Genomic DNA, 22,384 nt, shown 5'->3' with positions numbered 1-22,384 from the left:
GCTGGTCGCGGCCGGCGTACGACGGCGGTCACCGGCCCTACCGTCGGCGGGTGACCCACGTACTCGTCACCGGCGGCGCCGGTTTCATCGGCACCCATGTGGTGACCGCCCTGCACGATGCCGGCCACCGGGTGACCGTGGTGGACTCCGGCCACCCCGGCGCGCACCGCGGTCCGTTGCCGGACACCGTGGCGGGCGCACCGCTCGTCCGGCTCGACGTCCGGGACCGGCCCGCCCTCGCCGCCGTCCTGGCCGACGGGGTCGACGCGGTGGTGCACCAGGCCGCCATGGTGGGCCTCGGCGTCGACCTCGACGACCTGCCCGAGTACGTCGGCTGCAACGACCTCGGCACCGCCGTGCTGCTCGCCGTGATGGCCCGCGCGGGCGTGCACCGGCTGGTGCTGGCCAGCTCCATGGTGGTCTACGGCGAGGGCGCGTACGCCTGCGCCGGGCACGGTCCGGTGCGCCCCGCGCCGCGTACCGTCGCCGACCTGGCCGCCGGCCGGTACGAGCCGACCTGCCCGCGCTGCGCCGCCCCGCTCACCCCGGGGCTGGTCGACGAGGACGATCCGCTCGACCCGCGCAGCGTGTACGCCGCCAGCAAGGCCGCCCAGGAACACCTGACCGCCGCGTGGGCGCGACAGACCGGTGGCGCGGTGGTGGCGCTGCGGTACCACAACGTCTACGGGCCGGGGATGCCCCGCGACACCCCGTACAGCGGGGTCGCGGCGATCTTCCGGTCCGCGCTGGAGGCCGGCCGCGCGCCCCGGGTCTTCGAGGACGGCGGGCAGCGCCGCGACTTCGTCCACGTCCGTGACGTGGCGGCGGCCAACCTCGCCGCGCTGAACGCGACCGGCACCGGCACCGGCTGGCGGGCGTACAACGTGGCCTCCGGCCGGCCGGTCACCATCGGCGAGGTCGCCACGGAGCTGGCCCGCGCCGCCGACGGGCCGCCGCCGGTGGTCACCGGCGAGTTCCGGCTCGGCGACGTGCGGCACGTGGTCGCCTCGCCCAGCCGGGCGGAAACCGAACTCGGGTTCCGGGCCACCGTGGGACTCGCCGAGGGGATCGCCGAGTTCGCCCACGCCCCCCTGCGCGGGTGAGCGGCACCCCCGGCGACCGTCCGGCCCGGGTTCCCGGCACCCGTCCGGCTCCGCCCGAGGGCGTAGGAGGACTCCGGACGGAGCCGGACGGTGGCCCCCGCCGCCGCCCGCCGCGTGCCGACGTGCTCGCCGCCGCTGCCGCCGTCGGCCTGTTCGCGGTGGCCGCCGTCACCGGCGGGGTGCTCTACCTGCTCGGCCACCCGGTGCACGCCAGCGCCGCGCCGCTGTTCGCGCAGTGGCTGCCGCACCTCGGCATCGGCACCCCGGCGGCCCTGCTGGTGGCCGCGCTGGTCTGCTGGCGCGGGCCGGCGGTGGCCGCCCGGCTGCCCTGGCGACCGCTGCTCGCCCTCGGCTACCTCACCGCCGTGGCCTGGACGCTGTCGCTGGCCCTGGTCGACGGCTGGCACCGGGGCGTCGCCGGGCGGCTGACCACCCGCCACGAATACCTGCACGAGGTGCCCGGCGTCACCGACGTCCCCGCCATGCTGGCCGGCTTCGCCGGTCGGATCCTTGACGGGCAACCGGACTCCTGGACCACCCACGTCTCCGGCCACCCGCCGGGGGCGCTGCTCGTCTTCGTCGGGCTCGACCGGGTCGGGCTGTCCGGCGGGGGGTGGGCGGGGACGCTGTGCATCCTGGTGGCGGGCCTCGTGGCCGTCGCCGTGCCGCACACCGTACGACTGCTCGGCACCGAGGCGGCGGCCCGCGCGGTGCTGCCGTTCGTGGTGCTGTTCCCCGGGGCGGTCTGGGCCGGGGTGTCGGCCGACGGGCTGTTCGCCGGGGTGACCGCCACCGGCATCGCCCTGCTGGCCCACGGCCTCACCCGGGGGCGGGCGGTGGGGGCGCTCGCCGGTGGGGCCCTGTTGGCGTTCGGTTGCTACCTGTCGTACGGGCTGGTGCTGATGGCTCCGCTCGCGCTGGCGGCCGTCGTGTTGGCCGGCCGCCACCGGCGCACCGTGGGGTGGGCGTTCGTCGGGGCACTGCCGGTCGTCGCCGGGTTCACCGCCGCCGGGTTCTGGTGGCCCACCGGCTACCACCTGGTCGTCGAACGCTACTACCAGGGGATCGCCGCCGACCGGGCGTACGGCTACTGGGTCTGGGCCGACCTGGCGCTGGTCGTGGTGGCCGCCGGCCCGGTGGCGGCGGTGATCCTGCGGCGGGCGGTCCCGGCCGGCCGGCGGGCCCTCGCGGCGCGGCGGCCGGACGCGGAGCACGCCGCCTGGCTGCTGCCGCTCGCCGCCACCGCGATGATCGTCGCGGCGGACCTCTCCGGTTACAGCAAGGCCGAGGTGGAACGCATCTGGCTGCCCTTCACCGTCTGGCTGACGGCCGGTGCCTCCCTGATCCCCGCGGCCGACCGGCGCGGCTGGCTCGTGGTGCAGGCGGCGGTCGCGCTCACGGTCAACCACCTGCTGCTGACCACCTGGTAGTCCACCGCCCTCCCACCTTTCGACGACGCCGTCACCCGCGGCGGCCCGGTGACCCCGTCACCCGGCCGCCGCGTCCGGCTGCGCCCGGTCGGGCTCGGGACTTCTTACCGAACCATGACGTACCCGCCCGACGGTGACCGTTTCCCACCCGCCGGGCCGTACCCCCGGCAGACAGCACATCACCGCAGCCGGTTTCCGGCTTGGAGGAGATTCCCGATGAACCGCAGACCCGACGGGACCCCGCTGGTCCACACCCGGCCGGCCCGGATCGCCCTGGCCGCGCTGGTGCTGGCGGCCACCGGTGCGCTCACCGTCACCTTCGTCTCCGGTGGCGGCCGGGGCACCGCGGACGCCGCCACCAGCCTGGACCAGTTCGTGCCCATCGAGAAGGTGCCGCCGAACGTGCGCGTCCCGCAGCCGGCGGCCGGCGCGTCGACCGGCCGGTTCACCGTGGACTGCGGCACGAACGGCAACGGCAAGTTCAGCCCGGACAACCCGGTGGCCCAGCCCGGTATCCGCAACGGCGCCGAACACGTCCACGACTTCGTCGGCAACCTGGCGATCACCGCGAACTCCTCCAACGCCGACCTGGACGCCTCCGGCACCACCTGCCGCAACGGCGACAAGTCGTCCTACTTCTGGCCGGTGGTGCGCATCGACAAAAGTGTCCGCAACGACGACCAGGTGCGGCAGGCCCTCGCCCAGACCCAACCGATGGTCGTCTGCCCCTCGGTCGGAAAGCGGCTGCGCGCCGTCCCCACCGGGGCCCGGGGCACCGTCGACCGGCTGCTTGCCGACCTGGACCGCCAGCAGGCCGCCGCGAACCAGCGGATGACCGCCAGCCGGGGCCGCATCGACGCCGCGTTCAACCGGGAGGTCACCGACGCGTTGCGGGCCCGCCGCGCCGCGACGATCAGGCAGATCAGCACCACGGTCACCGCCGCCGGCGGCAACCAGCCCGGCCTGGTCTCGCTGGTCGAGTGCGACGTCAGCTACGACGACATGCACGCCCGGATGCCCGCCGGCGCCCACCGCGCCAGCGTCACGGCGGCCCAGGCGGCCAACCCGCGCATCCAGTGCCCGACCGTGCGGGACAAGCTGCCAGGTGTCCCGGCCGGGGCGCTCGCCGAGGTGAACCGCAACCTCGACGAACTCGACAGGCAGCTCTCCGAGGCCAACGAACGCCTCGTCACCAGCCGGGGCCAGGGCGGCCCGGCCTTCGTCGACAACGCCATCCTCGGCCCGCTGCGCGCCAAGCGGATCGCGGTGCTCGACCGGATCGCCATCGCGATCGGCAGGCAGGCCGCCCGCCCGCAGGGCCTCGACGCGTTCGCCACCTGCACCCTGGATCAGGCCCCCGGCACCCCGGGCAACGCACCCACGACCGCTGCGCCCACCACAGCAGCCGCGCCCACCACCGCCGCCGTGCTGCCCGACCCGCAGGGTCCCGACCTGGAACTGCCCGGCAACACCGGCGGCATCGTCCGCCCGGCGCAGGTGCTGATCGAGTACCGCGGCAACCCCGTCAGCCGGGTGGTGCCGATGCCGAAGTTCCTCCGGGCGCTCACCGGTGACGCCAAGCCCACCAGCCGTGGCCCGGCCAACGCCCGCGCCACCTGGACCTGCTCGGGCTTCGCCGACCGGCTGGCCGACAAGTACCCGATCTGCCCCGCCGGCAGCCAGGTGCAGCGGGTGCACGACTTCCCCGGCTGCTGGGACGGCAGGAACATCGACAGCGACAACCACCGCAACCACGTCGCGTTCGCCGACCGGGCCACCGGCGCCTGCCCGCAGGGCTTCCGGGCGATCCCGCAGCTGAGGATCACCGTCGGCTACGACATCCCCCGGGACGTGCAGCTCAAGGGCCAGTACGCGCTCGACTCGTTCCCGGAGGAGAACCACAACCCGTTCTCCGACCACAACGACTTCGTCAACGTCAACTCCGCCCAGACCATGCAGCGCATCGCCACCTGCATCAACAAGGGCAAGAACTGCTCCTGACCGCCGGGCCGCCCGGCACGGGGCCGCGCGACACCACCGCCACGCCGAGGGCGGTGGTGTCGCGCTGACCCGGGGCTCACCCCGGCCGGACGGACCGACGTGGGTCGGTCGCTCGGTTACGGGGTGACGGAGAGCAGGTGGGCCCGGTAGCCCTCGCCGTAGCTCTTGGTCGGGGTGCCGTTGTAGTCCTCGATGAGCACGTTGCCGCCGCTGCAACCCCACGGGTTCCAGGTCCACGCTGTGTAGCCCAGCCGCTTGCTGTCCAGCCAGGTCATCAACCTGTCGATGTAGTCGTGGGCACAGGTGTCCTGGCCGATCTCCCCGGCGTGCACCGGCACCTGCGCGGCCACCGGCGCGATCTGGGTGTCCCAGCAGGTCTCGGTGACGCAGGCGTTGAAGTTGTACGAGTGCCAGGAGGCGACGATGTTGTTGCGCGGGTCGGTCGGCTTGTAGGCCAGCCACTGGGTCAGGTCGTTGGTCCAGGTCAGGCCGGGGACGAGCAGGACGTTGGTGGCCCCGGTCGCGCGGACGGCGTCGACCAGGCTCTGCATGCCCGCCACCGGGTACTCGATGCCGGTGCAGGTGCCGCCGTCACGCAGGCAGCGCCACGCGGCCGTCATGTCCGACCAGTTGTTGGCGGCGTCCGGGTACGGCTCGTTGAACAGGTCGAACAGCACCGCGTCGTTGCCCTTGAACGCGGTGGCGACCCCGGTCCAGAACTGGGGCGTGTACTGCCGGCTCGGCATCGGCTTCTGGCAGGTGGCGTTCACGTCGGTGCAGGCCGAGATGTTGCCGGTGTACTGGCCGTGGGTCCAGTGCAGGTCGAGGATCGGGTTGATCCCGTTGGCGACGAGCAGGTTCACGTACGCCTTGACCGCCTGCTGGTAGGCGGGGCCGCTGGGCGACCCGGACAGACCGAGCCAGCAGTCCTCGTTGAGCGGGATGCGCACCGCGCGGATGTTCCAGGCCTTCATCGCGTCGACGGAGGCCTGGTCGACCGGGCCGCTGTCCCACATGCCCTTGCCCTGGACGCAGGCGAACTCGCCGCTGGCCCGGTTGACGCCGAGCAGGCGGTAGGTCGCCCCGGCGGCGGTCACCAGCCGGTTGCCCGACACCCGCAGGCTCGGCGCGGCCCCGCCCGGCGGCGGGGTGGTGGTCGGCGGCGGGGTGGTCGGCGGGGGAGTGGTGGGTGGCGGCGTGGTGGGCGGTGGGGTGGTCGGCGGTGGCGTCGTCGTGGGCGGGGGTGTCGTCGGGCTGACCACGCCGGTGCAGGTCGTCCCGTTGAGCGCGAACGACGTGGGTACGGGGTTGGTCCCGCTCCACGCGCCGTTGAAGCCGATCGTGGTGGACGCGCCGGTGTTCAGCGCACCGTTCCAGCTCAGGCTGGCCGCCGACACCCGGGCACCGGACTGCGACCAGGTGGCGCTCCAGCCCTGGGTGACCCGCTGGTCGGTGTCCGGGAAGTCGAACGTCAACGTCCAGCCGGCCAGCGCCGAGCCGAGGTTGGTGATGGCGACGTTGCCGCTGAACCCGCCGTGCCACTGGCTCTGCACGGTGTAGGTGACCGCACAGCCAGCGGCGGCGGCCGAGGCGGGCAGGGTGGCCGCGGTCAGGCTGGCGGCCACCAGTGTGCCGGCGGCTGTCGCCGCCAGCAGGGCATGACGACGTGTCATGGAAGCTCTCCTAGGCATAGAGGGGAGCGTCGATGGGAGCGCGCCTGCGAGCTTTCTTTATTCGCCTTACTAAGTCAAGCGTATCGATGCCGTTTCGACGGATAGCCAGGTGGAACCGTTTCCCGCGCTACCCGGGCGGGCCCGTCGTGCCCCGGGCGACCACCGTCTCGGTGGCACACCAGCGCTGCGGCACCGTCTCGCCGGCGACCAGCCGCAGCACCGCCTCACCGACCGACTCGCCGAACGAGTGCACGTCGAGGCTCATCGTGGTCAGCGCGGGCGACGCCAGGCGGCACAGGCTGGAGTCGTCCCAGGCGATCAGGCTGACGTCCCGGGGGACCCGGTGACCCCGCTCGGTGACCGCGTGCAGGCCCGCCACCGCCATCAGGTCGTTGTCGTAGATGATCGCGGTGGGCGGTTCGGGCCCGTCCAGCAGTCCGGTGGTCAACCGCGCCCCCGACTCCGCCGAGTAGTCACCCGCCACCACCACGGCGTCCACGGCCGACTCCGCCGCCGCCGTCAGCATCGCGGCCGTACGGGTCCGGGTGTGCAGCAGCGCGTCCGGTCCGCTGATCCGGGCCACCCGCCGGTGCCCCAGGGCCACCAGGTGCGCCAGGGCCGCCCGCATCGAACCGGCGTCGTCGCGGCGTACCGCCGGGTTGTCGTCGGTGGGCTCACCCGCGACCACCACGGGCAGCCGCAGGTCCCGCAGCACCGCCGGCCGGCGGTCGTCGACCGACGGGTTCACCAGGACGACCGCGTCGACCAGCCGTTGCCGCGCCCACCGGCGGTACGCGGCGATCTCGGCGTCGTGGTGCGCGACGACGTGCAGCAGCACCGACCGGCCGTGCGCGGCGAGCCGCTCCTCGATGCCCGCGATGAACTCCATGAAGAACGGCTCGGTGCCGAGCAGGCGGGGCGGCCGGGCCAGCACCAGCCCCACCGCGCTCGTGCGCCACGTGTCGTCCATCGCGTACCCCCGGGTCCCTCAGCCTGCCGATTCGGTGAGCCGGACCCGCTGACCGGCCACCTGCTCGGGCGGGCGTGGTCCGTGCCCCGGCGGGACCAGCTCGGATTCGAGGACCAGGGCGGCCGCGCCGACGGCCGAGGCCGTCGCGGCGGAACGGGAGAGCCGGACGTCGACGGTGTGCGTGCCCCGGGCGAAGCAGGCACGCAGTTCGTGCCGGACGATCGGCAGGTACACCGACCCGGCGGTGGCCAGGCTCGGCCCGGTCAGCACGAGCACCTCCAGGTCCATCAGGTTCGCCAGCGTCCGGGCGGCCACCCCGACGTGCCGGGCCGACCGCTCCAGCAACGCCAGCGCGTGCGGCTCACCCCGGCGCGCGGCCCGGCTGATCGCGGCGAAGTCGGCGACCACCGAGGGCCGGCGGACGCCGGGCGTGAACCCCACCGCCCGTGCCGTCGCCGGCTCCGACCGGGCGGCGGCGACCACCGCGGCCGGCCCGGCCAGCGCCTCCACGCAGCCCCGCGCCCCGCACCAGCACCGGGGCCCGTCGGCCGACACGCACACGTGCCCCAGCTCGCCGACGTTGCCGCTCGGCCCCCGGTAGGTGCTGCCGTTGATGACCAGCCCGGCACCGATGCCGGTGCCCATGTAGAGGGCGGCGGCCGAGGCCGCCGTGCCGAACCCGCCCGTCCAGTGCTCGCCCAGCGCCGCCGCGGTCGCGTCGTTGTCCAGCGCCACCGGCAGGGTCGTCACCTGTTCCAGCGCCGCGCCCAGCGGGAAGCCGTTCCACTGCCGCATGGCGGGGGCGAGCCCCACGTCCGGTGGGCCACCCATGCCCCGGGTCGCGTTGACCGGCCCGGGGAACACCAGGCCGACGCCGAGGATGCGGTCCCGCTCCACCCCGACCCCGTCGATCAGCGCGGCGATCTCGGTGGCGATCCGGGCGACCACCACCGCCGGCTCCTGCGCGCCGGCACCCGGGCGGGAGATCCGGGCCACCACCGTGCCGCCCAGGTTGGTCAGGGCGTACGTGATGACGCCGTGGTCCAGGTGGACGCCGACGGCGTACCGGGAGGCGTGGTTGAGCTGGAGCAGGACCCGCCGCTTGCCGCCTGTCGACTTCGCGTGGCCGGTCTCGACCACCAGGTCCTCGTTGATCAGCTTGCGGACCAGGGTGGAGATGGTCGGCGCGGTGAAACCGGTGGCCCGGATCAGGCCGACCCGGCTGATCGTGCCGGCCGCGCGGATCGCGTCGAGGACGACCGACCTGCTGCTCACCTGGGGTTTGCTCGCTGCTGGTCCGCTCACTGCTTCTCTGCCAGGGGCTGTTAGGTCGGCGGACCAGAGTATACAAGTACCCCGATGGCCCAGGATCGTGGCCGAGGGGCGGGCCGCCGACCCGCTGACCCGCTCCGACGTCGTGGCGGTCCGGGTCGGACCGATTCTCGCCGTCCTACTGTTCAGTTTTTGCAAGAATCCGACGTAGTATTGCCGCCGTGACGAAGCGTCTGACGGAGGTGGCCCGCAAGGCGGGAGTCAGCGAGGCGACCGTGAGCCGGGTGCTCAACGGCCGCGGGGGAGTGTCCGAGGCGACCCGGGCGGCGGTGCTGACCGCCCTCGACGTGCTCGGCTACGAACGCCCGACGAAACTGCGCGGCGAACGGGCCCGGCTGGTCGGCCTGGTGCTGCCGGAGTTGCAGAACCCGATCTTCCCGGCGCTGGCCGAGGTGGTCACCGGCTCGCTCGCCCAACGGGGGTTCACCCCGGCGCTGTGCGCCCGCACCATCGGCGGCGTGCCGGAGTCCGGCTACGTGGAGATGCTGCTCGACCACCAGGTCAGCGGGGTCATCTTCGCGGGCGGCTCGTACGCGCTGGCCGACGCCTCGCACGAGCACTACCGGCGGTTGACCGACCGGGGCCTGCCGGTGGTGCTGGTCAACGCGGGCGTCGAGGAACTGGGCTTTCCCCGGGTGTCCACCGACGACGCGGTCGCCGTCGAGCAGGCGTACGGGCACCTGCGCTCGCTCGGTCACCAGACGATCGGCATGGTGCTCGGTCCGGCCGACCACATCCCGTCGCGGCGCAAACTGGACGCGATGGTCCGTACCGCCGGCTGGGATACCGACCGCCACCTGGTGGAGCGGTCCAGCTTCTCGATGGAGGGCGCCCGGGTCGCGGCGACCAGGCTGATCGAGCGCGGCGTGACCGGCGTGATCTGCGCCAGCGACGTGCTGGCGCTGGGCACCGTCCGGGCCGCCCGCCGGCTCGGCCGCGCGGTGCCGGCCGACGTGTCGGTGGTCGGCTTCGACGACTCGGCGTTCATGACCTGCACCGATCCGCCGCTGACCACGGTGCGCCAACCGATCGAGACGATGGGGCAGGCCGCGGTCGATCTGCTGGTCACCCAGATCGAGGGGGCCGGCGTGCTGCACGACGAGCTGCTCTTCGAACCCGAACTGGTGGTACGCGGCTCCACCGCCCCCGTGCCCCGCGACTGACCCGTCACGACCGACCCGCGACGCCCTGAGGCCGTCGACCGCACCCGCGGTCGACGGCCGTTCTGCTGTCCGGGGGTGGCATCGTTGCGATCAACCACTCCAGAGTCGATTTCTTTCGTCATGCGGTCGAAACCTTGCTGTAAAGAGTCCACGTCGCTACATTGACTCCACTCAACCCCGACCCCGGGCACCGAGTCCGGGGCAGGGCGCGGGCGGCTGCCACCCCACCACCCCCGTCACCGGCTGCCGCCCGGTCACCGCAGATCAGTGCAGGTCATGGATAACCGTTCCCGAAGGGATGGACAGATGTCCGTACCGCAGTACCGGAAGGTCGCGGCCCTGACGCTCGCGGCCGGCCTCGGGCTCAGCCTGGCGGCGTGCTCCACCAAGAGCGACGACAGCAGCGACGCCGGCGGCAAGGTCACCATCACGGTCGACTGCCAGCCGGTCGGCGCGCAGAAGGAACTGCTGAAGAACTGGAACGACGACGTCGCCGCGTTCCAGCAGCAGAACCCGGACATCGTCGTCAAGAGCGTCAGCGTCGGCGAGCAGTGCAACAACCCGCCGGACTTCACCGCCCGCCTCGCCGGCGGCACCGTCACCGACGTCTTCTACGGCTACATGACCGACCTGACGCAGGTGCTGGACTCCGGCCAGGCCATGGACATCACCGACTACGCCACCAGGGACACCATCCCCACCTGGGACAGCGTCGACCCGGCGCTCAAGGAGGTCTTCACCGACGGCGGCAAGCTCTACGGCGTACCGGTGAAGAACTACTCGATGGGCCTGATCTACAACAAGGCGCTCTTCCAACGTGCCGGCCTGGACCCGGCCACCCCGCCGAAGACCTGGCCCGAGGTGCGCGCCGCGGCCAAGAAGATCTCCGCGCTCGGCGGTGGCGTCGCCGGCTACTCCGAGTACAGCGCCGGCAACACTGGCGGCTGGCACTTCACCGCGCTGCTCTACTCGCAGGGCGGCCAGGTGCTCACCGCCGACGGCAAGAAGGCCGACGTCAACAACCCGGCGGGCAGGCAGGTCCTGCAGAACCTCAGGGACATGCGCCACGGCGACGACAGCATGGGCAGCCGCCAGCTCCTGCAGTGGGGTGACCTGCTGACCAACGCCGGCGCCGGCAAGGTCGGCATGTTCATCGGCGCGCCCGACGCCACCCAGGCGATCGTCACCCAGTTCCAGGGCCGCTACCAGGACTGGGCGATGGGCCCGCTGCCCGGCCAGGACGGGCCGGCGACCGCGACGCTCGGCGGCGGCGAGGGCTACTTCTTCAAGAAGGGCCTGTCGCCCGAGCAGGTCAGGGCCGGCCTGAAGTGGATCGCCTTCCAGAAGCTCACCCCGGGCAAGGGCCAGTTCGACTACGTCCGGGCCAAGCCGCAGAACTACCCGGTGGGCCTGCCCCAGCCGCTGCTGTTCGCCGCCGGCAGCGACGCGCAGAAGCAGGAACTGGACCTGCGCAAGGCCAACGCCAACGTGGACACCGCCAACTTCGCGGCCTTCGAGGCCAACCCGGTGCCGATCAAGGGCGAGCCGCGCAACGCCCAGGCCATCTACGCGGTCCTCGACGCCGCGATGTCCGGGGTGCTGACGAACCCGAACGCGAACATCGACGCCCTGCTCAGCACGGCCGAAGGCAAGATCAACCAACTGTTGGCCGCCGACAGCTGACCCGCCCGCGTGGGGGCCGGCCACCCGGCCCCCACGCCACCGCGACCCACTACCGCAGGGAGTTGCCTTGGCGCTCACCGCCGCCCCGGGAGCCACCCGCCGCCCCGGCCGCCCCACGCCGTCGCCGCAGCCCACCCCCGCGCGACGGGCCGGACGCGGCCGGCGGGTACGGGACAACCTGACCGGGCACACGTTCCTCGTCGGCGCGCTCGTCTGCTTCGCCGTCTTCTCCTGGTACCCGATGGTGCGTGGCGTGGTGATGAGCTTCCAGCGCACCCGACGCGGCGAGACCACCTGGGTCGGCTGGGACAACTACGCCCGGATCATCGCCGATCCGAGCTTCTGGACGGCCTGGAAGAACACCTTCGTCTTCACCGGCCTGGCCCTGGTGCTCGGCTACGCCGTCCCGTTCCTCGTGGCGATCCTGCTCAACGAGCTGCGCCACGCCACCGGCTACCTGCGGGTGCTGGTCTACCTGCCGGTGATGCTGCCCCCGGCGTCCGCGCTGTTCCTGTTCAAGTTCTACGCCTACGACCCGAGCGGGGCGGGACTGTTCAACGCGGTCCTCACCGCGCTCGGCCTGCCCACCTCCGAGTGGATGCAGTCGCCCACCATGACCATGCCGGCCATGGTGCTCGCGTCGACCTGGATGAACATGGGCGGCGCGGTGCTGATCTACCTGGCCGCGTTGCAGAACGTCCCCGGCGAGCTGTACGAGGCCGCCGAACTCGACGGCGCCGGACTGTGGCGGCGCATCGTCCACGTGACCGTCCCGCAGACCCGGCTGATCCTCGCCCTGCTGGCCATGCTCCAGATCGTCGCCACCATGCAGCTGTTCATCGAGCCGCTGATCCTCGCCAACGGCGCCGGCACCCAGGACTCGGCGACCTCGGTGGCGTACCTGATCTACCAGCACGGCTTCTTCCAGAACGACCTCAACGGCGCCGCCGCGCTCGGCGTGATCATGCTGGTGGTGCTGGCCGGGTTCTCCGCCGTCTACCTGCGACTGACCGCGAGACAGGACTAGGACATGGCCGCCGACCCCACCACCCGGTCCCTCATCGCCCCGGCACAACTGCGACGCGGACGCGGCCGGGTCCTCTACTGGACCGTGCTGACCGTCGTCGTGGTCGTGTTCACGCTGGTCTTCCTCGGCCCGCTCTACTGGATGGTCACCGGCGCGCTCAAGAGCGGCCAGGAGATCGCCCAGACGCCGCCGTCGCTGTTCCCCCACGACCCGCAACCGGGCAACTACGTCGACGCCTGGACCAACCTGGACCTGGCCAAGCTGCTGTTCAACACCTTCTACTACGCCACCGGCGCGGTGCTGTTCCAACTCGTGTTCGACACCGCCGCCGCGTACGCGCTGTCGAAGCTGCGCCCGGTGCTGGGCGGGCTGATCCTCGCCATGATGCTGGCGACGCTGATGATCCCGGCGATGGTGCTCATCGTCCCGCAGTACGTGACCGTGATCGACCTGCCGGTCGTGCACCTCAACCTGCTCGACTCCCCGTTCGCGATCTGGCTGCCGCTGGTCGCCAACGCGTTCAACATCTTCCTGCTCAAACGGTTCTTCGACTCCATCCCGGACGACCTGATGGCCGCCGCCGTCGTCGACGGCGCGTCACCGCTGCGCACCCTCTGGTCGATCGTCCTGCCGATGTCCCGCCCGATCCTCGGCGTGGTGGCGATCTTCGCGGTGACTGCGGTCTGGAAGGACTTCCTCTGGCCCAAGCTGGTCATGCCCTCACCGGAGACCCGCACGGTCAGCGTCGGCATCTACGCCTTCGCCGGCGGCACCCCGATGAACGTGGTGATCGCCGCCTCGGTCATCGCCGCTATCCCCACCGTCGTGCTGTTCCTGATCTTCCAACGGAACATCATGTCCGGCCTGACCACCGGCGGCCTCAAGGGCTGACCGGGCACCCCGCCCGCCGCTCGCGGCCCGCCGCAGCAGAACCGACCCGCAGAAAGCAGGTGACCGTGCCCATGGTCGACAGCAGCCCGTGGTGGCGCTCCGCGGTGATCTACCAGGTCTATCCGCGCAGCTTCGCCGACGGCGACGGCGACGGGATCGGCGACGTCGCCGGCATCCGCTCCCGCCTGGACCACCTCGCCGCCCTCGGCGTCGACGCCATCTGGTTCAGCCCCTGGTATCCGTCACCGATGGCCGACGCCGGCTACGACGTCGCCGACCACCGCGACATCGACCCGGTCTTCGGCACCCTCGCCGAGGTCGAGGCGCTGATCACCGAGGCGCACGCGCTCGGCGTCCGGACCATCGTCGACGTGGTGCCCAACCACTGCTCGGAGGCGCACCCCTGGTTCCGGGCCGCGCTCACCGGCGGCCCGGACGCCCCCGAACGGGAGCTGTTCTGGTTCCGTCCCGGCCGGGGACCCGACGGCGACCTGCCACCCACCGACTGGACGGGCGAGTTCGGCGGCCCCACCTGGACCCGCACCACCGACCCGGACGGCGCCCCCGGCGACTGGTACCTGCACCTGTTCGCCCCGCAACAACCCGACTTCAACTGGGACCACCCCCGGGTCCGCGCCGAGTTCGAGGACATCCTGCGCTTCTGGTTCGACCGGGGCGTGGACGGCATCCGGATCGACTCCGCCGGCCTGCTGGTCAAGGACGGCACGCTGCCGGAGGTCCACCCGGACCGGCCGCACCCGTTTCACGACCGGGACGGCGTGCACGACATCTACCGCGCCTGGCGGCGCATCGCCGACTCCTACCCGGGCGGGCGGGCGCTGGTCGGCGAGGTGTGGCTGCCCGACCGGCAGCGGTTCGCCGACTACCTGCGCCCGGACGAACTGCACACCGCGTTCAACTTCGACTTCCTCGGCTGCGCCTGGGACGCCGCCGCGCTGCGCGAGAGCATCGACGGCACCCTCGGCGCGCACGCCCCGGTCGACGCCCCGGCCACCTGGGTGCTGTCCAACCACGACGTCACCCGGCACGTCACCCGCTACGGCCGGGCCGACACCCGGTTCAGCTTCGCCGCCAAGCGCGAGGGCATCCCCACCGACCTGGAACTCGGCACCCGCCGGGCCCGGGCCGCCGCGCTGCTCAGCCTCGCCCTGCCCGGTGCCGCCTACGTCTACCAGGGCGAGGAACTGGGCCTGTGGGAGGTCGAGGACATCCCGTACGCGCTGCGGCAGGACCCGATGTGGGAACGCTCCGGGCGGGTCGACCCGGGCCGCGACGGCTGCCGGGTGCCGCTGCCCTGGCAGGGAGACACCCCGCCGTTCGGGTTCAGCCCCGACGGGGCCGCCGCCGCCCCCTGGCTGCCGCAGCCGACCGACTGGAAGGACCGCACCGTCCGCGCCCAGACCGGCGACCCGCACTCGATGCTGGAGCTGTACCGGGCCGCGCTGGCACTGCGCCGGGCCGAACCCGCCCTCGGCGACGGCACGCTGACCTGGCTGCCCGCGCCGCCACCGGTGCTCGCGTTCGCCCGGGAACCCGGGTTCGCCTGCCTGGTCAACCTCGGTGCCGAGGCGGTGGCGCTGCCCGCCCACGACCGGGTGCTGCTGGCCAGCGGGCCACTGCACGACGACCGGCTGCCCCCGGACACCGCGGTCTGGCTGCGGACCCGGCCGGCCTGAACCGCACCACCCGGCGGCCCGTCCCGGCCGCCGGAACACCTGGGGAGGAAGGGAAGGAGACAGCAGCACCGCCGCACGGGGGACCTGGCCACCGACGAAAGGGAGCACACCCCGCATGGCCGAGCACCCGCACCACCGACGCCCCACCGGGCTCGCGGCCCTGGCCGCCGCCGTACTCGCCGCCTCGACACTGACCGTCGTGGCGTTGACCTCCACCGCCACCCCGGCGCACGCCGCCGGCCTGTCCCCGTTCGACATCGCCGGCCGGGGCGCGACCGTGCCGTTCCGGGAGCAGGAGGCGGAACAGGCCGTCCACACCGGCACCAGGATCGGCCCCGACCGGCGCTACGGCACGCTGCCGTCCGAGGCGTCCGGCCGGGAGGCGGTCACCCTCGACGCGGTCGGCGAGTACGTCGAGTTCACCCTCACCGCCCCGGCGAACGCGGTCACCTTCCGCTACAGCCTGCCCGACAACGCCGCCGGCACCGGCCGGGACGCCAGCATCGACCTGCGCGCCAACGGCACCCTGGTCAAGGCCGTCCCGGTCACCTCCCGGTACGGCTGGTACTACGGCGGATACCCGTTCAACAACAACCCGGGCGACACCAACCCGCACCACTTCTACGACGAGACCCGCACCATGTTCGGCACCACCTACCCGGCCGGCACGACGATCCGCCTCCAGGTCTCCTCGACCGCCCAGTCACCCACCTTCACCATCGACCTGGCCGACTTCGAGCTGGTCGGGTCGCCGATCGCCAAACCCTCGGGCGTGCTGGACGTGGTGACCGACTTCGGCGCGGACCCGACCGGCGGCACCGACTCGACGGCGAGGTTCCAGGCCGCGGTGGACGCCGGCAGGGCGCAGGGGAGGGCGGTGTGGATCCCGGCCGGCACGTTCACCCTGTGGGACCACGTGGTGGTCGACGGCGTGACGCTGCGCGGGGCCGGGCCGTGGTACTCGGTGCTCGGCGGCCGGCACCCCGCCGACCGCAAGCGCGCCGCCGGCATCTACGGCAAGTACGTACCCGGCGGCGGCTACTCCGGGGAGATCCGTTCGCACGAGGCCGGCGGACCCAGCCGCAACGTCACGCTGCGGGACTTCGCCATCATCGGTGACATCCGGGAGCGGGTCGACGAGGACCAGGTCAACGCCATCGGCGGCGCGATGACGAACTCGGTGGTGGACAACCTGTGGTTGCAGCACACCAAGGTCGGCGCGTGGATGGACGGCCCGATGGACAACTTCACCATCCGCAACAGCCGCATCCTCGACCAGACCGCCGACGGGGTGAACTTCCACTGGGGCGTCACCAACTCCACGGTGACCAACACGTTCGTCCGCAACACCGGCGACGACGCGCTGGCCATGTGGGCGCAGAGCGTGCCGAACGTCGGCAACTCCTTCACCCGCAACACCATCGGCGTCACCGTCCTGGCCAACCACCTGGTCACCTACGGCGGGCGGGACATCACCATCGCCGACAACGTGACCGCCGACTCGGTGACCAACGGCGGCGGCATCCACGTCGCGAACCGCTACCCCGGGGTCACCGGTCCGACGGCGGTGGCCGGCACCATCACCGTGGCCCGCAACACCCTGATCCGCAACGGCAACTCCGACTACAACTGGAACTTCGGGGTCGGCGCGATCTGGTTCTCCGCGCTCAACGAGCCGATCCAGGGCGCGGCCGTCAACGTCACCGACACCGACATCCTGGACAGCTCCTACGCGGCGCTGCACTGGATCGAGGGGCAGACCAGCGGAATCGCGTTCAACAACGTCCGGATCGACGGCGCGGGCACCTATGCGCTCCAGGTGCAGGCCCCCAGCCAGGTCAGCTTCACAGGCGTCCGGGCCACCAACATCGCCCAGGCCAACCCGATGCACAACTGCGTCGGCAGCGGCTTCCAGATCACCCAGGGCACCGGCAACTCCGGCTGGTACACGCCCACCCCGTACTGCGGGCCGTGGCCACAGCCGCAGTGGGGCAACGGCCCGTCCAGCCCGCCGCCGACCAGCGTCCCGCCGACCACCGCGCCCCCGACCACGGCCCCGCCGACCACCCCACCCCCGACCACCCCGCCGGCCGGCGGGAACCTGGCCCTGGGCCGGCCGGCCACCGCCACCAGCGTCAACCAGTCCTACGCGGCCGGCAACGCGGTCGACGGCAACGCGGGCAGCTACTGGGAGAGCGCCAACAACGCGTTCCCGCAGTCGCTGACCGTCGACCTCGGGGCGGCGCGCACCGTCGACCGGGTGGTGCTCAAGCTCCCCGCCGGCTGGGAGCGCCGCACGCAGACGCTGTCCGTGCTCGGCTCCACCGACGGCTCCTCCTACGGCACGCTCGCCGCGTCGGCGGGCCGCGTGTTCGACCCGGCGGGCGGCAACAGCGTCTCGATCGCGCTGCCGTCGGGCACCCGCCGGTACGTCCGGGTCACCGTCACCGGCAACACCGGCTGGCCGGCCGCCCAACTCGCCGAACTGGAGGTGTACGGCGGCGGCGTCACCACCCCGCCGCCCACCACGACGCCACCCGCCACCACGCCGCCCCCGACCACCGCTCCGCCGGCCGGCAACCTGGCCGCTGGCCGGCCGGTCGCGGAGACCAGCCACGCCGACGTCTACGGCGTCGGCAACACCGTCGACGGCAACCCGAACACCTACTGGGAGAGCGCCAACAACGCCTTCCCCCAGTCGGTGACCGTCGACCTGGGCAGCGCCCGACCGGTCGCCCGGGTGGTGCTCAAGCTGCCGCCGTCGGCGGCCTGGCAGACCCGTACCCAGACGGTGACGGTGCTCGGCTCCACCGACGGCTCGTCGTTCACCACCCTCAAGGCGGCGGCCGGTTACGCGTTCGACCCGGCGTCCGGCAACAGCGTGTCGATCGCGCTGCCCGCCGGTGACCGCCGCTTCGTGCGGCTGACGTTCACCGGCAACACCGGCTGGCCGGCCGGTCAGCTCTCCGAGTTCGAGGTCTACGCCTCCTGACCCGGCGCGGCGGGGACCCGCCCGGGTCCCCGCCGCACCACACCCCCCACCCCCGTCAACGCCTCTCCACCTCCCCCGGGAAGAAGGTGTCCGTCCACCATGTCCAGACTCCGTACCAGAATCGTCGCGGTGCTCGCCGCGGTCGGCCTGGCCGTCACCGCGGCGCCCGCCCCGCCGGCTCTCGCGGCCGGCGGCCCGAACCTCGCCGCCGGCCGGCCCGCCACCGCCAGCAGCGTCAACGGGCCCTACGTCGCCGCCAACCTCACCGACGGCAACCAGGGCAGCTACTGGGAGAGCAGCGGCGCGCTGCCCCAGTGGGCCCAGGTCGACCTCGGCACCGGCCGCGCCGTCGACCAGGTGGTGCTCAAGCTCCCCGCCGCCTGGGAGGCCCGCACTCAGACGCTGTCCGTGCAGGCCAGCGCCGACGGCAGCGGCTTCACCACTGTCGTCGCGTCCGCCGCCCGCTCGTTCGGCCCGGCCGCCGGCAACACGGTGACGCTCGGCTTCAGCGCCACCAACGCCCGCTACCTGCGCGTCGTCGTCACCGCGAACACCGGCTGGGCCGCCGCCCAACTCGCCGAGCTGGAGGTCTACGGCACCGCCAGTTCCTCGACCAACCTGGCGCTCGGCAAGACGATGACCGAGAGCGGCCACTCCGACGTGTACGCCGCCGGCAACGCCAACGACGGCAACGCGGGCACCTACTGGGAGAGCCCGAACAACGCGTTCCCGCAGTGGATCCAGGCCGACCTGGGCGCCACCACCAGCGTCAACCGGCTGGTGCTGCGGCTGCCCACCGGCTGGGGCGCGCGCACCCAGACGCTGACCGTGCAGGGCAGCACCACCGGCTCCACGTTCGGCACGCTCGTCGCGTCCGCGTCGTACGCGTTCGACCCGGCCGGCGGCAACACGGTCAACGTCACCGTGCCCACCGCGTCCACCCGCTACCTGCGGCTGCTGTTCACCGCGAACAACGCCTGGCCCGCCGGACAGCTCGCCGAGCTGGAGATCTACGGCGCGGCGACCGGAGACACCCAGGCGCCCAGCGCGCCCGGCAACCTGGCGTTCACCGAGCCGGCCACCGACCAGGTCCGGCTGACCTGGACCGCGTCCACCGACAACGTCGGCGTCACCGGCTACGACATCTACGCGGGCGGCGTGCTGCGCACCAGCGTCGGCGGCACCACGCTCACCTACACCGACACCCAGCCCGCCGGCAGCACCGTGTCGTACTACGTGCGGGCCCGCGACGCCGCCGGCAACGTGTCCGCCAACAGCAACACGGTCACCCGCACCGGCAACACCGGCGACACCACCGCGCCGACCGCGCCCGGCAACCTCGCCTACACCCAGCCGGCGAGCGGCCAGATCCGGTTGACCTGGACCGCGTCCACCGACAACGTCGGCGTCACCGGCTACGAGGTGTGGGCCAACGGCACGCTGCGCACCACCGTCGGCGGCTCCACGCTGACCTACACCGACGGCCAGCCGGACAGCGCCACCGTCTCCTACCAGGTGCGCGCCCGCGACGCCGCCGGCAACGTGTCCGCCAGCAGCAACACGGTCACCCGCCCCGGCAGCACCACCGGTGGCACCAACCTGGCCGTCGGCAAGCCGGCCACCGCGTCGTCGGTGGTGCACGTGTTCAACGCCGCCAACGCGGTCGACAACGACGTCACCACCTACTGGGAGGGCGCGCCGGGCGCGTACCCGGGCACGCTGACCGTCGCGCTGGGCGCGAACGCCAGCATCAGCGCGGTGGTGGTGAAGCTCAACCCGGACCCGGCGTGGGGCGCGCGCACCCAGACGTTCCAGGTGCTCGGGCGGGAGCAGTCCGCCTCCGGGTTCACCAGCCTGGTCGGCTCCGCGACGTACTCGTTCAACCCGAACACCGGCAACACCGTGACCGTCCCCGTCTCGGCGACCGCCGCGGACGTCCGGTTGCAGTTCACCGCGAACTCCGGCTCGTCCAACGGGCAGGTCGCGGAATTCCAGGTCATCGGCGTGCCGGCGGCCAACCCGGACCTCACCGTCACCGCCCTGACCGCCTCGCCCACCGCGCCTGTCGAGACCGACGCGATCACCCTGTCCGCCACCGTGCGCAACGCCGGCACCGCCGCGTCCGCCGCCACCACCGTCACCCTCTACCTGGGTACGACGAAGGTCGGCACCGCCGCCGTCGGCGCGCTCGCGGCCGGCGCGTCCACCACCGTCTCGGCGAGCATCGGCGTTCGCGACGCCGGCAGCTACCAGCTCACCGCCAAGGTCGACGAGGCGAACACGGTGATCGAGCAGAACGAGGCGAACAACTCCTACACCAACCCGACCGCGTTGACGGTCAGCCCGGTGGCCAGCTCCGACCTGGTGGCCTCGGCCGTGACGTGGTCGCCGGGCACGCCGGCCGCCGGCGCCACGGTCAGCTTCGCGGTGACGCTGCGCAACCAGGGCACGATCGCGTCGGCGAGCGGCACGCACGGCATCACGCTCACCGTGCTCAACGACGCAGGCTCCGTGGTCCGCACGCTGACCGGCGCGTACTCCGGCACGATCGCCGCCGGGGCCACCGCCGGCCCGGTGTCGCTCGGCACCTGGACCGCCGCCAACGGCCGCCACACCGTGCGGGTGGTGCTCGCCGACGACGCCAACGAGTTGCCGGTGAAGCGGCAGAACAACTCCAGCGACCGGCCGCTGTTCGTCGGCCGGGGCGCGAACCTGGGCTACGACGCGTACGAGGCCGAGGACGGCTCGGTCGGCGGCGGCGCGCAGGTGATCGGCCCGAACCGCACCATCGGCGACCTGGCCGGCGAGGCGTCCGGCCGGCGGGCGGTCACCCTCAACACCACCGGCGCGTACGTCGAGTGGACCACCAGGTCGGCCGCGAACGCCCTGGTCACCCGCTTCTCCATCCCGGACGCGCCGGGCGGCGGCGGGATCGACGCGACGCTCAACGTCTACGTCAACGGGGTGCTGCACAAGCCGATCAGCCTCACCTCGAAGCACATCTGGCTCTACGGCGCGGAGGCCGCCCCCAGCGACTCGCCAGGCGCGGGCGCGCCCCGGCACCTCTACGACGAGGCGAACGTGCTGCTCGACTCCACCGTCGCGGCGGGCAGCCGGATCCGGCTCCAGAAGGACCCGGCGAACGCCACCACGTACGCGATCGACTTCGTCAACACCGAGCTGGTGTCGCCGCGCGCCAACCCGGACCCGACCCGGTACAAGGTGCCGACCGGCTTCAGCCACGCCGACGTGCAGAACGCGCTGGACGCGGTGCGGATGGACACCACCGGCACCCTGGTCGGCGTCTACCTGCCCGCCGGCAGCTACGAGACCGCGCAGAAGCTCCAGGTGTACGGCAAGGCGGTGAAGGTCGTCGGCGCGGGCATGTGGTACACCCGCTTCCAGACGCCGACGAACCAGCAGAACACCGATGCCGGGTTCCGGGTCGAGTCCTCGGCCAGCGGGTCGACCTTCGCCCACCTGGCGTTCTTCGGCAACTACACCAACCGGATCGACGGTCCGGGCAAGGTGTGGGGTGAGCTGAAGGACGTCGACGACCTGACGTTGGACAGCGTCTGGGTGGAGCACACCGTCTGCGCGTACTGGGGGGTGAGCGTGGACGGGCTGACCATCCGGGACAGCCGGTTCCGCAACACCTTCGCCGACGGGGTGAACATGACCAACGGCAGTACCGACGCGCTGGTCACCAACACGGAGGGCCGCTCCAACGGCGACGACGCGTTCGCGTTGTTCTCCGCCACCGACTCCGGCGGCTCCGGCGGCAACCACGGCAACGTGTTCGAGAACCTGACCGCCACGCTGACCTGGCGGGCCGCCGGCATCGCCGTGTACGGCGGCTACGACAACACCTTCCGCAACCTCTACCTCGCCGACCAGTTGACGTACTCGGGCATCACCATCAGCTCGCTGGACTTCGGCTACCCGTTCGTCGGGTTCGGGGCGAGCCCACCCACCCGGTTCGAGAACGTCTCGCTGATCCGCTCCGGCGGGCACTTCTGGGGCGGTCAGACGTTCCCGGCGATGTGGTTGTTCTCCGCGTCCAAGGAGTTCCGGGGCATCCGGGTCAGCGCCGTGGACATCGTCGACCCGACGTACTCGGGGATCATGTTCCAGACCAAGTACACAGGCGGCCAGCCGGAGAACCCGATCACCGACACGGTGCTCACCGACGTGTCGATCTCCGGGGCCCGGCGCAGTGGTGACGCGTTCGACGCGAAGTCTGGCTTCGGCATCTGGGTCAACGAGATGCCCGAGGCGGGGCAGGGCCCGGCGGTCGGCTCGGCGACGTTCACCAACCTGCGACTGAGCGACAACCACCAGGACGTCCGCAACACGACGAGCACCTTCACCATCGTCCGAAACTGATCCACCGATCAGCCGACGCCGCGGCGTCGGGTCGAC

13 protein-coding genes are annotated in these 22,384 nt (G+C 72.5%); 10 read left to right on the top strand and 3 right to left on the bottom strand.

The window, feature by feature from the left end:
* Positions 1–50: 50 nt before the first annotated feature.
* The 3 genes from JQX11_RS03140 to JQX11_RS03130 all read left to right on the top strand — a co-directional run bounded on the left by JQX11_RS03140 (position 51) and on the right by JQX11_RS03130 (position 4,534).
* The gene (locus JQX11_RS03140; protein WP_307826039.1) at positions 51–1,103 is read left to right on the top strand and encodes an NAD-dependent epimerase/dehydratase family protein; all 1,053 of its coding nucleotides are present in this window, start codon (positions 51–53) and stop codon (positions 1,101–1,103) included.
* A gap of 122 nt (positions 1,104–1,225) precedes the next feature.
* Entirely contained in the window at positions 1,226–2,533 is a 1,308-nt protein-coding gene (locus JQX11_RS03135) for a hypothetical protein (protein WP_372444539.1), read from the top strand.
* Positions 2,534–2,749: 216 nt separating this feature from the next.
* Complete coding sequence (locus tag JQX11_RS03130; protein WP_204923412.1) at positions 2,750–4,534, top strand: DUF1996 domain-containing protein; 1,785 nt, start codon at positions 2,750–2,752, stop codon at positions 4,532–4,534.
* Positions 4,535–4,650: 116 nt separating this feature from the next.
* Here JQX11_RS03130 and JQX11_RS03125 read toward each other — a convergent pair whose 3' ends face one another.
* The 3 genes from JQX11_RS03125 to JQX11_RS03115 all read right to left on the bottom strand — a co-directional run bounded on the left by JQX11_RS03125 (position 4,651) and on the right by JQX11_RS03115 (position 8,452).
* On the bottom strand, positions 4,651–6,207 hold the full coding sequence (locus tag JQX11_RS03125; protein ID WP_204923411.1) for a cellulase family glycosylhydrolase: 1,557 nt from the start codon (positions 6,205–6,207) through the stop codon (positions 4,651–4,653).
* A gap of 127 nt (positions 6,208–6,334) precedes the next feature.
* Positions 6,335–7,177, bottom strand: a complete 843-nt coding sequence (locus tag JQX11_RS03120; RefSeq protein WP_204923410.1) for a LacI family DNA-binding transcriptional regulator — start codon at positions 7,175–7,177, stop codon at positions 6,335–6,337.
* Between the two features lie 18 nt (positions 7,178–7,195).
* Positions 7,196–8,452, bottom strand: coding sequence for an ROK family protein (locus JQX11_RS03115; RefSeq protein WP_307826038.1), 1,257 nt, complete (start codon positions 8,450–8,452; stop codon positions 7,196–7,198).
* A gap of 218 nt (positions 8,453–8,670) precedes the next feature.
* On the opposite strand from JQX11_RS03115, the gene JQX11_RS03110 reads away from it, so the two are divergent.
* From JQX11_RS03110 to JQX11_RS03080, 7 genes are all read left to right on the top strand, one after another.
* Positions 8,671–9,672, top strand: a complete 1,002-nt coding sequence (locus JQX11_RS03110) for a LacI family DNA-binding transcriptional regulator (protein ID WP_204923409.1) — start codon at positions 8,671–8,673, stop codon at positions 9,670–9,672.
* Positions 9,673–9,978: 306 nt separating this feature from the next.
* Positions 9,979–11,355 carry an ABC transporter substrate-binding protein gene (locus JQX11_RS03105; protein WP_204923408.1) on the top strand — a complete coding sequence of 459 codons (1,377 nt, stop codon included), beginning with the start codon at positions 9,979–9,981 and terminating at the stop codon, positions 11,353–11,355.
* 67 nt (positions 11,356–11,422) lie between these two features.
* Positions 11,423–12,382, top strand: a complete 960-nt coding sequence (locus JQX11_RS03100) for a carbohydrate ABC transporter permease (RefSeq protein ID WP_088646828.1) — start codon at positions 11,423–11,425, stop codon at positions 12,380–12,382.
* 3 nt (positions 12,383–12,385) lie between these two features.
* Positions 12,386–13,273 carry a carbohydrate ABC transporter permease gene (locus tag JQX11_RS03095; protein WP_204923407.1) on the top strand — a complete coding sequence of 296 codons (888 nt, stop codon included), beginning with the start codon at positions 12,386–12,388 and terminating at the stop codon, positions 13,271–13,273.
* Between the two features lie 71 nt (positions 13,274–13,344).
* On the top strand, positions 13,345–14,970 hold the full coding sequence (locus JQX11_RS03090; protein WP_204923606.1) for a glycoside hydrolase family 13 protein: 1,626 nt from the start codon (positions 13,345–13,347) through the stop codon (positions 14,968–14,970).
* 115 nt (positions 14,971–15,085) lie between these two features.
* Positions 15,086–17,962, top strand: a complete 2,877-nt coding sequence (locus JQX11_RS03085) for a galactose-binding domain-containing protein (protein ID WP_204923406.1) — start codon at positions 15,086–15,088, stop codon at positions 17,960–17,962.
* Between the two features lie 99 nt (positions 17,963–18,061).
* On the top strand, positions 18,062–22,348 hold the full coding sequence (locus tag JQX11_RS03080; protein WP_204923405.1) for a discoidin domain-containing protein: 4,287 nt from the start codon (positions 18,062–18,064) through the stop codon (positions 22,346–22,348).
* Positions 22,349–22,384 lie beyond the last annotated feature (36 nt).

It is taken from the genome of Micromonospora humida, assembly GCF_016901255.1.
Taxonomy (GTDB): Bacteria; Actinomycetota; Actinomycetes; order Mycobacteriales; family Micromonosporaceae; genus Micromonospora; species Micromonospora wenchangensis.
This window is presented reverse-complemented; position numbering and strand designations above follow the sequence as displayed.